Annotated in this window: 12 protein-coding genes; 5 read left to right on the top strand and 7 right to left on the bottom strand. The window is 66.1% G+C overall.

Annotated elements, in window-relative coordinates:
• Positions 1 to 173 precede the first annotated feature (173 nt).
• From OUY36_RS01595 to OUY36_RS01575, 5 genes are all read left to right on the top strand, one after another.
• Positions 174 to 1172: a sulfate ABC transporter substrate-binding protein gene (locus OUY36_RS01595; RefSeq protein WP_200600748.1), complete on the top strand. Its 999-nt coding sequence runs from the start codon at positions 174 to 176 to the stop codon at positions 1170 to 1172.
• A gap of 164 nt (positions 1173 to 1336) precedes the next feature.
• Positions 1337 to 2155 carry a sulfate ABC transporter permease subunit CysT gene (gene cysT, locus OUY36_RS01590; RefSeq protein ID WP_138299906.1) on the top strand — a complete coding sequence of 273 codons (819 nt, stop codon included), beginning with the start codon at positions 1337 to 1339 and terminating at the stop codon, positions 2153 to 2155.
• Between the two features lie 10 nt (positions 2156 to 2165).
• Entirely contained in the window at positions 2166 to 3041 is an 876-nt protein-coding gene (gene cysW, locus OUY36_RS01585) for a sulfate ABC transporter permease subunit CysW (protein ID WP_267936421.1), read from the top strand.
• A complete protein-coding gene (locus OUY36_RS01580) occupies positions 3038 to 4024 on the top strand; it encodes a sulfate/molybdate ABC transporter ATP-binding protein (RefSeq protein WP_267936420.1) in 987 nt (328 codons plus the stop codon). The genes cysW and OUY36_RS01580 overlap by 4 nt, the downstream gene beginning before the upstream one ends.
• 97 nt (positions 4025 to 4121) lie before the next feature.
• Complete coding sequence (locus tag OUY36_RS01575; RefSeq protein ID WP_267936418.1) at positions 4122 to 5111, top strand: 2-hydroxyacid dehydrogenase; 990 nt, start codon at positions 4122 to 4124, stop codon at positions 5109 to 5111.
• Here OUY36_RS01575 and OUY36_RS01570 read toward each other — a convergent pair.
• From OUY36_RS01570 to OUY36_RS01540, 7 genes are all read right to left on the bottom strand, one after another.
• The gene (locus tag OUY36_RS01570; RefSeq protein ID WP_267936416.1) at positions 5101 to 5778 is read right to left on the bottom strand and encodes a uracil-DNA glycosylase family protein; all 678 of its coding nucleotides are present in this window, start codon (positions 5776 to 5778) and stop codon (positions 5101 to 5103) included. The genes OUY36_RS01575 and OUY36_RS01570 overlap by 11 nt on opposite strands.
• 10 nt (positions 5779 to 5788) lie before the next feature.
• A complete protein-coding gene (locus OUY36_RS01565) occupies positions 5789 to 6325 on the bottom strand; it encodes a DUF3299 domain-containing protein (protein WP_267936415.1) in 537 nt (178 codons plus the stop codon).
• Positions 6326 to 6378: 53 nt separating this feature from the next.
• Positions 6379 to 6630: a GlsB/YeaQ/YmgE family stress response membrane protein gene (locus OUY36_RS01560; RefSeq protein WP_003297756.1), complete on the bottom strand. Its 252-nt coding sequence runs from the start codon at positions 6628 to 6630 to the stop codon at positions 6379 to 6381.
• 84 nt (positions 6631 to 6714) lie between these two features.
• The gene (locus tag OUY36_RS01555; RefSeq protein ID WP_267936414.1) at positions 6715 to 7800 is read right to left on the bottom strand and encodes a 5-(carboxyamino)imidazole ribonucleotide synthase; all 1086 of its coding nucleotides are present in this window, start codon (positions 7798 to 7800) and stop codon (positions 6715 to 6717) included.
• A 76-nt stretch (positions 7801 to 7876) separates the two neighbouring features.
• The gene (gene purE, locus OUY36_RS01550; protein WP_003297758.1) at positions 7877 to 8365 is read right to left on the bottom strand and encodes a 5-(carboxyamino)imidazole ribonucleotide mutase; all 489 of its coding nucleotides are present in this window, start codon (positions 8363 to 8365) and stop codon (positions 7877 to 7879) included.
• Between the two features lie 161 nt (positions 8366 to 8526).
• Positions 8527 to 11019, bottom strand: a complete 2493-nt coding sequence (locus OUY36_RS01545; RefSeq protein ID WP_267936412.1) for an ATP-binding protein — start codon at positions 11017 to 11019, stop codon at positions 8527 to 8529.
• 110 nt (positions 11020 to 11129) lie between these two features.
• Positions 11130 to 13055, bottom strand: a complete 1926-nt coding sequence (locus tag OUY36_RS01540) for a bifunctional sugar phosphate isomerase/epimerase/4-hydroxyphenylpyruvate dioxygenase family protein (RefSeq protein WP_267936411.1) — start codon at positions 13053 to 13055, stop codon at positions 11130 to 11132.
• Positions 13056 to 13111 lie beyond the last annotated feature (56 nt).

The following is a 13111-nucleotide window of genomic DNA, read 5'->3' as shown; positions in this document are numbered from 1 at the left end:
GTCGTCCGCGAATGCGGAGCTAATCGAGTCACTGAAAACCACCTGACACAGCTAGACCAGGTTGCAACCCGCCAGGCTGCTTCTGCCTCGCCCTGCCTGTCTTCCAGCGTGATTTCAGCGACCGCCCCTGAAGCGCCAACACCTACCAAATTAGTTTGTTCAGGAGCTGCACCATGTCCATTCGTCGCTTCGCCCTCGCCGCCCTGGCGAGCGCGCTGATCGCCGGTCCTGCACTGGCCGCCGATACCCTGCTCAACGTGTCCTACGATCCGACGCGCGAGCTCTATGTGGAATTCAACGACGCCTTCAACAAGCACTGGCAGGCCCAGGGCCATGAGCCGATCAAGATCCAGCAGTCCCATGGCGGCTCCGGCAAGCAGGCCCGCGCGGTGATCGACGGCCTGCGCGCCGATGTGGTGACCCTGGCACTGGCGGGCGATATCGACGAGCTGCATCGCCTCGGCAAACTGATCCCCGAGGACTGGCAGACGCGCCTGCCGGATGCCAGCACGCCCTATACCTCGACCATCGTGTTCCTGGTGCGCAAGGGCAATCCGAAGGGCATCAAGGACTGGAACGACCTGGTCAAGCCGGGCGTCGAGGTGATCACGCCGAACCCGAAGACCTCCGGCGGCGCACGCTGGAATTTCCTCGCCGCCTGGGCCTATGCCCAGCAGAAATTCGGCGACGAGCAGCAGGCCCAGGCCTTTGTTGAGAAGCTCTACAAGAATGTACCGGTGCTCGATACCGGCGCCCGCGGCTCGACCGTCACCTTCGTCAACAACGGCATCGGCGACGTGCTGCTGGCCTGGGAGAACGAGGCCTTTCTGGCCCTGAAGGAACAGGGCGGTGAAGATTTCGAGATCATCGCGCCTTCGCTGTCGATCCTTGCCGAGCCACCGGTGGCAGTGGTGGACAAGAACGTCGAGCGCAAGGGCACGCGGGCGCTAGCCGAAGCCTATTTGAACTACCTGTACAGCGAGGAAGGCCAGCGCATCGCGGCGAAGAACTTCTACCGGCCACGCAACGAGGCCGTGGCGGCCGAATTCAAGGATCAGTTCCCGGCACTGAAGCTGGTCACCATCGACGGGGACTTTGGTGGCTGGAAGGCCGCACAACCGAAGTTCTTCGATGATGGCGGGATCTTCGATCAGATCTATCAGGCGCAGTAAGCGGAAATTCGTAGGGTGGATGGCCGAAGCCATCCACGCGCCCGGGGCCCTGGCCCGCATACGGCAGGCTCGGGCGTGAGGCGCGTGGAAAAGCGCTTCGCGCGTTTTCCACCCTACGGTCTTCCGTTTTTCGGCCATTACGCCAAACCGACCGAGCCTCGAACATGTCTAGCCGATCTACCTCCGTCATACCCGGCTTCGGGCTGACGCTGGGCTACACCCTGGTGTACCTCAGCCTGTTGGTGCTGATTCCCCTGGGTGCGCTGTTTCTCAAGACCACCGAACTCTCGTGGGCGCAGTTCATCGCCATCGTCAGCGCGCCGCGCGTGCTGGCGGCGCTCAAGCTGAGCTTTGGCACCGCCTTCGCGGCCGCCGTGCTCAATGGTGTGATCGGCACGCTGCTGGCCTGGGTGCTGGTGCGCTATCGCTTCCCCGGCCGCAAGATCATCGAGGCAATGATCGACCTGCCCTTCGCCCTGCCGACCGCGGTGGCAGGCATTGCCCTCACCGCGCTGTACGCGCCGAACGGACCGATCGGCCAGTTCGCTACCGACCTGGGCTTCAAGATCGCCTACAGTCCGCTGGGCATCACCTTGGCACTGACCTTCGTAACCCTGCCCTTCGTGGTGCGCACCCTCCAGCCGGTGCTCGCCGATATCCCGCGTGAAGTGGAAGAAGCCGCGGCCTGCCTCGGCGCGCGTCCGCTGCAGATCGTTCGCCATGTGCTGCTGCCGGCGCTGCTGCCCGCCTGGCTGACCGGCTTCGCCCTGGCCTTTGCCCGCGGCGTCGGCGAGTACGGCTCGGTGATCTTCATCGCCGGCAACATGCCGATGAAGACCGAGATCCTGCCGCTGCTGATCATGGTCAAGCTGGACCAGTACGACTACGCCGGCGCCACGGCCATCGGCGTGCTGATGCTGGTGGTGTCTTTCATCCTGCTGCTGGCGATCAACCTGCTGCAGCGCCGCATTGCCCACGGCTGAGGAGGCCTGCATGACTACCGCTTCCCTGCCCGTGTCGGCGAATGCCCGCGCCGCCACTACCCGTCGCGGCAAGCAAACGGCCCGCCGCCTGTTGATCGGCGCGGCCTGGCTGACCTTCGTGCTGTTCCTTCTGCTGCCGCTGTTGATCGTTCTCGGCGAAGCCTTCAAGCAAGGGGTCGGCACCTTCTTCACGGCGATCCTCGAGCCCGATGCCCTGGCCGCGCTCAAGCTCACCCTGCTTGCCGTGGGCATCTCGGTGCCGCTCAATCTGGTGTTCGGCGTCGCCGCCGCCTGGTGCGTGAGCAAGTACGAGTTCCGCGGCAAGAGCCTGCTGGTGACCCTGATCGACCTGCCGTTCTCGGTCTCCCCGGTCATTGCCGGCCTGATCTACGTGCTCTTGTTCGGCGCCCAGGGCTATTTCGGCGAGTGGCTGAGTGATCGTGATATCCAGATCGTCTTCGCCGTGCCGGGCATCGTCCTGGCGACGCTGTTCGTCACCGTGCCCTTCGTCGCCCGCGAGCTGATCCCGCTGATGCAGGAGCAGGGCAGTACCGAAGAGGAAGCCGCGCGCCTGCTCGGCGCCAACGGCTGGCAGATGTTCTGGCACATCACCCTGCCGAACATCAAATGGAGCCTGATCTACGGCGTGGTGCTCTGCACCGCGCGGGCGATGGGCGAGTTCGGCGCGGTGTCGGTGGTCTCCGGGCATATCCGCGGGCTGACCAACACCCTGCCGCTGCACGTCGAGATTCTCTACAACGAATACAACCACGTCGCCGCGTTCAGCGTGGCCAGCCTGCTGCTGGCCCTGGCGCTGGTGATCCTGCTGCTCAAGCAGTGGAGCGAATCGCGCATCGCGCGCCTGAAAACCGGAGCACAGCCATGAGTATCGAAGTCCGTGACGTCAACAAGCGCTTCGGCCAGTTCCAGGCGCTGCAGGCGATCGACCTGCACATCCAGAGCGGCGAACTGGTCGCCCTGCTCGGCCCGTCCGGCTGCGGCAAGACCAGCCTGCTGCGCATCATCGCCGGGCTGGAAACGCCGGACAGCGGCAGCATCGTGTTCCATGGCGAGGATGTCTCCAGCCGCGATGTGCGCGACCGCAACGTCGGCTTCGTCTTCCAGCACTACGCACTGTTCCGCCACATGACGGTGTTCGACAACGTGGCCTTCGGCCTGCGCATGAAGCCGAAGAAGCAGCGCCCGAGCGAAGCGGTGATCGCCGCCAAGGTGCACGAGTTACTGAATCTGGTGCAGCTGGACTGGCTCGCGGACCGTTACCCCGAACAGCTCTCCGGTGGCCAGCGCCAGCGCATTGCCCTGGCCCGCGCGCTGGCAGTGGAGCCCAAGGTGTTGCTGCTCGATGAGCCATTCGGCGCGCTGGACGCCAAGGTGCGCAAGGAACTGCGCCGCTGGCTGGCGCGGCTGCACGAGGACGTGCACCTGACCTCCGTGTTCGTCACCCACGACCAGGAGGAGGCGATGGAGGTCGCCGATCGCATCGTGGTGATGAACAAGGGTGTGATCGAGCAGATCGGCACGCCGGCGGAGGTGTATGCCAACCCCGCCAGCGAGTTCGTCTACCACTTCCTCGGCGACGCCAATCGCCTGCAGCTGGACGAACAGCGCAGCGTGCTGTTCCGCCCGCATGAGGTTTCCCTGAGCCGTGAAGCGGTGGCCGAGCACCTGGCCGGCGAGGTGCGCGACATCCGCCCGCTCGGCGCGCTGACCCGCGTCACGCTGAACGTCGCAGGGCAAGCCGAGCCGATCGAAGCGGAGGTCGGCAACGATCACGCCAGCCTGGTGGGCGTGCAACGCGGCAGCACGCTGTACTTCCAGCCCAAGGGGCAGGCACTGCACGCAGGCTGATGCGTGCCGCCGGTCATATCGGGCGACAGAAGCGACTTGGCCGCGGCGGGCAACTGTCGCACCCTGTCGGCAAGTCGCCCGTTATCGCGAGGCTCCCATGCGCATCACCCTGTTCAGCAGCAAGCCCTATGACCGTGACAGCTTCCAGGCTGCCAACCACGCCCATGGCTTCGAGCTGCACTTTCTCGAGACCCGCCTGGACCCTGACACCGCGGCCCTGGCGACGGGCGCCGAAGTGGTCTGCCCGTTCGTCAACGACGTGCTCTCCGCCCCCGTGCTGGAGCAGCTCGCGGCCGGTGGCACGCGGCTGATCGCACTGCGCTCGGCCGGTTACAACCACGTCGATCTGCCCTGCGCCAGGCGTCTCGGTCTGCCGGTGGTGCGGGTGCCGGCCTACTCGCCGCATGCCGTGGCCGAGCACACCGTGGCACTGATCCTGGCGCTCAACCGCCGCCTGCCGCGTGCCTACAACCGCACCCGTGAAGGCAACTTCTCGCTGCAGGGGCTGACCGGCTTCGATCTGGTCGGCAAGCGCGTCGGCGTGGTCGGCAGTGGGCAGATCGGCGCGGTGTTCGCGCGGATCATGCAGGGCTTCGGCTGCGAGGTGCAGCTCTATGACCCCTACCCCAACCCGGAGCTGGAACGCCTCGGCATGCGTTACGTGGCGATCGACGAGCTGCTGGCCGGCTGCGATATCGTCAGCCTGCACTGCCCGCTCACCGAAGAGACCCGTCACCTGATCAACCAGCAGAGCCTGGCGACCATGAAACCGCACGCCATGCTGATCAACACCGGTCGCGGCGCGCTGATCGACACGCCGGCGCTGATCGGCGCGCTGAAGAGCGGCCAGCTCGGCTATCTGGGGCTGGATGTCTACGAGGAAGAAGCCGGGCTGTTCTTCGAGGATCACTCCGGCCTGCCGCTGCAGGACGATGTGCTGGCGCGGCTGCTGTCGTTCCCCAACGTGATCGTCACCGCCCACCAGGCCTTCCTCACCGAGGAGGCGCTGGCAGCCATCGCCGGCACCACCCTGGGCAACGTCGCTGCCTGGCAGGCCGGGCAGCTCGCCAATCAGGTCAGCGACTAGCGTCGAGCTGGCGCAGGCGCGCTTCCAGCAACTCGGGGAAGCGTTTGAACCAGGTCTGGTTCAGCGGCGAGGGATGCGGCAGCGGGTGCAGGGTGAAGGTTCGTGCATGGCCTTGCGCGTCCCGCAGATCGATATCGAGGTTGGCCGTAAAGCGATCCTCACGCTGCCAGAACGCCTCCAGGCGTTGGCGCGCCTCGCGCGGCTGGCCGATGGCGAACCAGAGAAAGGCCTCGCGACCGAGCGTGACGATATGCCGGCCATGCCAGCTGTCGATCAGCAACTGGCGCATCAGCGGCTGGAAGCGGCGCTTCACCGTCATGGACCAGGCCTTGTTGCCGATGGGCTTGTACGGCACGGTGTTGATCCAGAAGTAGTGCCGGCCCAGCGCCCGTCCCGCCTCGAAGTCCGGCATCTCAGCGCCATGCAGGTGGCGATAGAGCACGCGCCGGACGATCTGCCCGCCGGACCCAATGAAGGGTTCGCCATGACGCACTTCCTCACGGCCCGGGTCGCGGCCGAAGAAGCAGAGCGGTGCATCGGTGTCGCCAAGCCCGATTATGGGCTCCAGCGGATCACGTTCGAATGCCTGGTAGACCGGCAGATCGATGCCTTCGGTGTGCGCAGCCAGCTCACGTAGCGCCTGGCGGAGTTCGGTGGGCAGCGCCATGATCTGCGGCTCAGAGGTCGCTTTCGTCGACCAGCTCGACCGCCGCCGCTTCCAGCACATAGGCGGCATCGGCCAGGTCGTTGCTGACCGGCTCGATCTGCAGGCGGCCGTCGACCCACAGCGGCGCGTAGATGTCCTCCAGGGTGATGCCCTTGGGGTAACGCACCAGCACGATCTGGTTCGGCGGCGGCGGCGGCACGTGGATGCAGGCACCGGGATAAGGAACGAGGAAAAACTCGGTGCTGCGTCCGCGGGCGTCGCTTTCCAGCGGCACCGGGTAACCGCCGAGGCGGATCTCGCGGCCGTTCAGCTCGGCGACGGTCTTGGCCGAATACATCACCGCCGGCAGTCCGGCCTCCTGCTTGAGCCCGCCCTGATCGCTGAAGCCCAGGTCCTCGGGCGTTGCATGGTCGATCTCCGGCATCTCCTCCAGCGCCTGGCGATCCTCGGGCGGCATCAGTTCCAGCCAGTCGAGTTCCGATGGCGCGGCATGAACGGTGGCAACGAGGGCGAGACAGCAGAACAGCGAGGCGAGAGATGAACGCATGAGGTCACTACGTGAAAAGGGAACGGGGCCGCAGGGCGCGGCCCCGCGGCGGGTCAGTGCTTGCGGCTGGTGACCATGCCGTAGATCACCAGCAGGATGATCGCACCGACCACGGCGCCAATAAAGCCTGCGCCCTCGCCGGCCTGGTACAGGCCGAGCGCCTGGCCGCCGTAGGTCGCCAGCAGCGAGCCGCCGATACCCAGCAGGATGGTCATGATCCAGCCCATGCTGTCGTCGCCAGGTTTCAGGAAGCGCGCGATGAGGCCGACGATCAGGCCGATGATGATGGTGCCGATAATGCCCATGGTTGTGCTCCTCAGGTCCGAAAGGTGGGTAACCAATGGACCCGAGGGGGCTACCGCCGTTCGCCGGCGCCGGACGGCCGGCCGTCAGGAATGCGGGATCAGCGTCTCTACTGCGGTGATCTGGCGGTCCAGGGTAGCGCGATCGGGGCAGCGCAGCGTGGCGTGGCCAACCTTGCGTCCGGCCTTGAAGGCCTTGCCATAGTGATGCAGATGGCAATCCTCGATGGCGATGACCTTGTCCACCGGCGGCACTTCACCAATGAAGTTGAGCATGGCGCTCTCGCCCAGCTTGGCGGTCGAGCCCAGCGGCAGGCCGGCGACGGCACGCAGGTGGTTCTCGAACTGGCTGCACTCGGCGCCTTCGATGGTCCAGTGACCGGAATTGTGCACGCGCGGGGCGATCTCGTTGGCCTTCAGCCCGCCGTCCACCTCGAAGAACTCAAAGGCCAGCACGCCGACGTAGTCGAGCTTCGCGAGCACGCGACCGACATAGTCCTCGGCCAGCGCCTGCAACGGATGGTTGCTGCTGGCCACCGACAACCGCAGGATGCCGCTCTCGTGGCTGTTGTGCACCAGCGGGTAGAAGCAGGTTTCGCCATCGCGGCCACGCACGGCGATCAGCGAGACTTCGCCGGTGAACGGTACGAAGCCCTCAAGGATGCACGGCACGCTGCCCAGCTCGGCAAACGCACCGGCGACATCGGCCGGCTTGCGCAGCAGCTTCTGGCCCTTGCCGTCATAACCCAGGGTGCGGGTCTTGAGCACCGCAGGCAGGCCGATGCCGGCTACCGCAGCGTCGAGATCGGCCTGGGACTGGATGTCGGCGAACTCCGGGGTGGGAATGCCGAGGTCCTTGAACATGGATTTCTCGAACCAGCGGTCGCGGGCGATGCGCAGCGATTCGGCGCTCGGGTAGACCGGCACGAACTGCGAGAGGAAGGCCACCGTCTCGGCCGGCACGCTCTCGAATTCGAAGGTGACCAGGTCCACTTCGTCGGCCAGCCGGCGCAGGTGATCCTTGTCGTCGTAGTCGGCGCGGATGTGCTCGCCGAGGGCCTGGGCGCAGGCATCCGGCGCGGGGTCGAGGAAGGCGAAACTCATGCCCAGCGGAGTGCCCGCCAGGGCCAGCATGCGGCCCAGCTGGCCGCCACCGATCACACCAATTTTCATATCAACGGCCCTTCACTAAGGCGGCAGATCCAGCGCGCGATGGGCGCAGCACTGGGAAGCAAAGTTTAGTTCCGGCTCAACCGCGCGGGTCCGGATTATCGAGCACCGTCTGGGTCTGCTCGTCGCGGAATTTCTTCAGCGCCTGGTGATACTCCGGAAACTCGTGGCCGAGGATGCTCGCCGAGAGCAGCGCGGCATTGATCGCACCGGCCTTGCCGATGGCCAGGGTGGCGACCGGCACGCCGGCTGGCATCTGCACGATGGACAGCAGCGAATCGACCCCGGAGAGCATCGACGACTGCACCGGCACGCCGAGCACCGGCAGGTGGGTCTTGGCGGCGCACATGCCCGGCAAGTGGGCGGCACCGCCGGCACCGGCGATGATCACGCGCAGGCCGCGCGCTTCAGCCTGTTCGGCGTACTGGAAGAGCAGATCCGGGGTGCGGTGGGCGGACACCACCGTCACTTCATGGGGAATGCCCAGCTTTTCCAGCATCTCGGCGGTGTGGCTCAGGGTGGACCAGTCGGACTTGGAGCCCATGATCACGCCTACCAGTGCGCTCATCGTCGTGCCTCTCGTCTGGCGCCCGCGGGCGCGTCAATAACAACAAACCACGCAAAAAAGCGTGGCCTGGATGGGCGCGAACCGGCCAGAACCGCCCGCGCGCGAAAGCCGCGCAGTATAGCGCAAGGCATGACTGGCCAGTACCCCGGACGGTCGACCGGTTACCGCGCTGGGTGCGGCACGAGCCGCGGCAGCTCGATCCAGAAGCGGCTGCCCACACCCGGCTCGCTGTGCAGGCCCATCTGGCCGTTCATCAGGCGGGCGAACTCCAGACACAGCGACAGGCCGATACCGGTGCCCTGGATCATGCTGTTCTCCCGCCCGAGCCGCTGGAAAGGCTCGAACACCTGCCCCTGCTGCGCCGGGTCGATACCCAGCCCGGTATCCTCGACCAGCAGGCGAACCAGCGTCGGGGTAGTTTCCGCGCGCAAGGCGATGCGGCCCTCGGGAATGTTGTATTTCATCGCGTTGGACAGCAGGTTGAGCACCACCTGACGCAGGCGCCGCGGCTCGGCCAGCACCTGCAGGTCCTCGTCGGGCAACGATAGCTCGAGCTGCAGGCCCCGCTGCTGCACCTCCAGCGAAACCAGTTCGGCGCATTCGCGCATCAGGCCGCAGACATCGACGGCCTGCAGTTCCAGCTGAGGCGCTTCCTGCTGCAGGCTCGACCATTCGAGAATCTCGCCCAGCAGCTGGTTAAGATGGCGGCTGGCCAACAGGATCTCGTCGAGGTACTCGGCCGCCTCGGCCTGGCTTTCGTCATCGCAGTCCATCCGCATCAACTGGGCGAAGCCGAGGATGGCGTTGAGCGGCGTGCGCAGCTCATGGCTGATGCCCGACAGCAGCCGGCCCTTGGCTTCGCTCGCGGCCTGGGCCTGCACGGTGGCGGCGCGCAGCTCCTCCTCGACCCGCTTGAGCGCATCGATGTCGACGTGGGTACCGGCCAGCACCCGCGCCGCACCAGTATCCGGGTCGTGCTCGAGAACCCGCCCGCGGCTGAGCAGCCAGTGGTATTCGCCAAGCGCGTCGGCGAAGCGGTACTTGGCCTCGTAACGCGACTGCAGGCCCAGCTTGATGCGCTCGATCTGGACCAGCGCCTGCGGCAGGTCGTCAGGATGGATGCGCTGGCGGAACTGGCTGTCCGGCAACTCCGCGGACGGCAGCCCGAAGCGCGCCACCAGGTTGCCGCGCACGCGCAGCGATTGGTTGACCATGTCGTATTCCCAGAGGCTTTCGGTGGCGCTTTCCAGCACCAGCTCCAGGCGTCGCTGGGTGTCGCCGCGTTGAACCTCGCTGGTTGCCAGGCGGTTGCCGAGCTCCAGCGTCTGGCGCGACATATCGTCAAGTTCGCGGATATCGGCGTGCACCGCAGCCGGTCGCCAGCGGCCGCGGCCGATCTCCTTCATCATCTGCGAGATACCGGCGATGGGATCGCGCAATGCCTGGCTGAGCTGGCGCGCGCGCAGCCACATCACCGCGTAGAAGCCGATGTAGAACAGCAGCAGCCCGGCGATCAGCAGATAGCCGATCTGCCGGTAGCGGCTGGCCAGCGCATTGGTCTGGCGAAACACCGCGGCCTCGTCCACCACCGTCAGCAGGTGCCAGCCGGTCTGCGCCACGGTAGTCCAAGCCACCAGCTGCGGCCTGCCGCCGAGCATCACCTGCTGTACGCCACGGTCGGAGCCAGATATCGCCGCAGCCAGCTCGGCGGTTTCGCGGCGGCGATCGAGGCGGAAGTCCTCGGGCTTGAACATCTCGCTGCGGATCGCATCCAGGTAGGAGTGTTCGGTCAGCTCAGCCAGGCCGAAATCCTCTTCGCCGGGCTCCGGCAGCGCCATGATCGACAGGTCGTCGCTGACCAGCATGGCGTAGCCGCCCCAGGGCACCTGCAACTGGCCGATCTGTTCGAGGATGCCGCTGACGGTGATGTCGATGCCGACCACGCCTTGGAGGAAATCATCGCGATAGACCGGCGCGATCGCCGACATCATCCAGCCATGCCCGGCCGGATCGAGGTAGACGTCGGTCCAGACCACGCCGCGCCCCGGGTTGTGCTCGGCGTCGGCCAGGTAATAGAAGTTGTACTTGGGGATGTCCATGTCCGCCGGGTACTGGTCGAGGGTGAAGAACCACGGATAGATGTGGTTGAAGCTGTCCCAGCTGTTGAAGTAGAGGCTGGCGACCAGCGGGTTGCGCGCCTCGATCTCCTTCATCAGCGGTTCCAGCTGCCGCAAGCGCGCGATCTTCTCCAGATCGTGGCGCTCGGCCGGCGTGGCGTTGGAGTAGAAGACCGCGGCGCCACCGTTGTTCTCAGGGCTGTAGCGCACCCCGTCGCCACTCAGCGCCAGCTCCGGCGGCGCGACCGGCGCATCGGCCAGCAGGGCCTGTGCGGTGAGGTTGCGATAAAGCTCGGTGAGCGAGGCGACCTGTTCCAGCTGCTCGCTGATCAGCCGCGACTCGAGGCTGGCCGACGCTTGCAGGTCGTTCAGCGCAGTCTCGCGCAGGTGCTCGATCTGGGCGTCGCGGATCGCGCTGTTGGTCAGCAGGTAGATAGCAATCAGCCCCGCCTCCACCAACACCAGTGGAATCAGCGCACTGCGAACGAAAGCCCGCCAGATCCATTGACGCAGGCCGATTGGTTTTGGGGTGGGCACGACAGGGCTCCAGCGGCCGCACGAAACAGGCAATCCGCAAGGGGGCGGGCCGCTCGCGATCATAGCATCGCTGCCGCAGCCACAAGCTAGGGCCTTTGGCTAATGAACCATCAGCCGGCACTGGCCATGACACGCGCGGCCGGGGCTGCGCGGCGGCATTGCTTGGCCATGGCGGCCAGGCGTACCGCCACGTTGGCCGTTCCGTAACCGGCGTAGTCGTTGCAGCGCTGCAGGATCTCGAAGAAGAAACGCCCCTCGAACGGCTCGGTGTAGACGTGGAACAGTTCGCCGCCGTCGGCATCGCGGTCGTACAGCACGTTGTAGCGGGCGAGCTCGGCGAGCGAAGCGTCGTCGAAATCGAAGCGCGCGGCCAGATCATCGTAGTAGTTGCGCGGAATCTTCAGCAGCGGCACTCCGGCCGCCTGCGCCCGTGCGACCTCGGCGAAGATGTCGTCGCAGGCGAATGCCACATGGTGCACGCCGGCGCCGCGGTAGCTGGACAGCGTTTGACCGATTACGGTGTGGCGGTCCTGCGAGGTGTTCAGCGGCAGCCGCACCCGCCCGCAGGGACTGCGCATGGCGCGGCACTTCATCAGGCCGTAGGGATCGGGCAGGACCAGCTCGTCGTCCGCCTCGAAGTCGAACAGACTGCGGTAGAACAGCACCCAGCTGGCCAAACTCTCGGCCGGCAGTGCGGTGGCCATGTGATCGATGCGCTGCAGGCCAGTGCCTGCTGACGCGACGGCGTGCAGGCGGAAGTCGATGTCGTAGTTGCTCTGCCCCGGCGCGCCGGACTCGAGCAGATAGATCAGGCTGCCGTCCGGCGCACGCACGGCCGGAATCTGCCGCTCGTTCGGCCCGATCAGCCCGCGGTAGGGCTGCCCGCCGAAGGCGCAGGCGCGCGCCAGGGCCGAGGCCTCGTCGTCGATCTTCAATGCCATGGCACAGACCGATGGGCCGTGCGCCTCGAAATAGTTGTGGGCGAACGAGTACGGCTCGGCATTGAGCACGATGTTTATCTCACCCTGGCGATACAGCTGCACCGCCTTAGAGCGATGCTGGCCGACGTGGGCGAAGCCCAGCCGCTGCAGCCAATCGCCCAGCCGCGCCGCGTGCGGCTCGTCGACCGCGAATTCGAGAAAGTCGATGCCCTCGTAGCGCGGCGCCGGCGGTGGTGTGAACAGTGCCTGGGCGGCCGGCGCGGGCCTGGCGGTAGCGTTCAAGCGCTGGCCGGTCAGTTCCTCCAGGTGCAACAGGGCGCGCAGGCCATCGGCAGCCACACCACGCGGCGGCGCGGCGCGAAAGCCGTCGTTGAACACTTCCAGCGACAGGGGACCGCCGTAGCCGGCCTTCAGTACGGGCGCAAGGAAACCCGCCAGATCGAATTCGCCCTGGCCGGGGAAACAGCGGAAATGCCGGCTCCACTCCAGCACATCCATGCTCAGCAGCGGCGCATCGGCCAGTTGCACGAAAAAGATTCGTTCACCCGGAATATCGACGATTGCGTTGGGATCGTCGCGCAGGGCGAGGGTGTGGAAGCTGTCGAGGATGACGCCCAGCGCCGGATGGTCGACCTGCTGCACCAGCGTCCAGACATCGCGCCAGGTCTTCACGTGACGGCCCCAGGCCAGGGCCTCGTAACCGACCCGCAGGCCACGCGCACCGGCGTGGTCGGCGATGAGGGTGAGGTCGCCGAGCAAGGTCTCGCGGTCGCCCAACGCATCTGCCTGCACATTGCTGCACAGCAGCATCAGCTCGGCGCCGAGTTCCTGCATCAGGTCGAACTTGCGCTCGGCGCGATCGAGGTTGCGCTGCAGACGCTCGCGCGGACAGCCCTCGAAGTCGCGAAACGGCTGGAACAGGGTGATCTCGAGCCCCAGGTCCTCGCAGCGTCGACGAATGTCCTGCGGGCTGCCGGAGTGATAGAGCAGGTCATTCTCGAACAGCTCGATGCCGTCGAAGCCGGCGGCGGCCACGGCTTCCAGTTTCTCCGGCAAGGTACCGCTCAGGGACACGGTGGCGATCGAGCGTTTCATGCGGTTACTCCTGTTACCGAGGGACGCGGGAAGCTGTGCGGCAGCAGCGGGTTCGA

Source organism: Stutzerimonas sp. R40042 (assembly GCF_026642215.1).
In the GTDB taxonomy this organism is placed as follows: Bacteria; Pseudomonadota; Gammaproteobacteria; order Pseudomonadales; family Pseudomonadaceae; genus Stutzerimonas; species Stutzerimonas frequens.
The sequence above is the reverse complement of the archived record's forward strand: the minus strand, read 5'-3'. Positions and strand labels throughout refer to the sequence as shown.

Coding starts and splice junctions, on each gene's coding strand:
- OUY36_RS01595 (WP_200600748.1), top strand. CDS start 174: ATGTCCATTCGTCGCTTCGCCCTCGCCGCCCTGGCGAGCGCGCTGATC.
- cysT (WP_138299906.1), top strand. CDS start 1,337: ATGTCTAGCCGATCTACCTCCGTCATACCCGGCTTCGGGCTGACGCTG.
- cysW (WP_267936421.1), top strand. CDS start 2,166: ATGACTACCGCTTCCCTGCCCGTGTCGGCGAATGCCCGCGCCGCCACT.
- OUY36_RS01580 (WP_267936420.1), top strand. CDS start 3,038: ATGAGTATCGAAGTCCGTGACGTCAACAAGCGCTTCGGCCAGTTCCAG.
- OUY36_RS01575 (WP_267936418.1), top strand. CDS start 4,122: ATGCGCATCACCCTGTTCAGCAGCAAGCCCTATGACCGTGACAGCTTC.
- OUY36_RS01570 (WP_267936416.1), bottom strand. CDS start 5,778: ATGGCGCTGCCCACCGAACTCCGCCAGGCGCTACGTGAGCTGGCTGCG.
- OUY36_RS01565 (WP_267936415.1), bottom strand. CDS start 6,325: ATGCGTTCATCTCTCGCCTCGCTGTTCTGCTGTCTCGCCCTCGTTGCC.
- OUY36_RS01560 (WP_003297756.1), bottom strand. CDS start 6,630: ATGGGCATTATCGGCACCATCATCATCGGCCTGATCGTCGGCCTCATC.
- OUY36_RS01555 (WP_267936414.1), bottom strand. CDS start 7,800: ATGAAAATTGGTGTGATCGGTGGCGGCCAGCTGGGCCGCATGCTGGCC.
- purE (WP_003297758.1), bottom strand. CDS start 8,365: ATGAGCGCACTGGTAGGCGTGATCATGGGCTCCAAGTCCGACTGGTCC.
- OUY36_RS01540 (WP_267936411.1), bottom strand. CDS start 13,055: ATGAAACGCTCGATCGCCACCGTGTCCCTGAGCGGTACCTTGCCGGAG.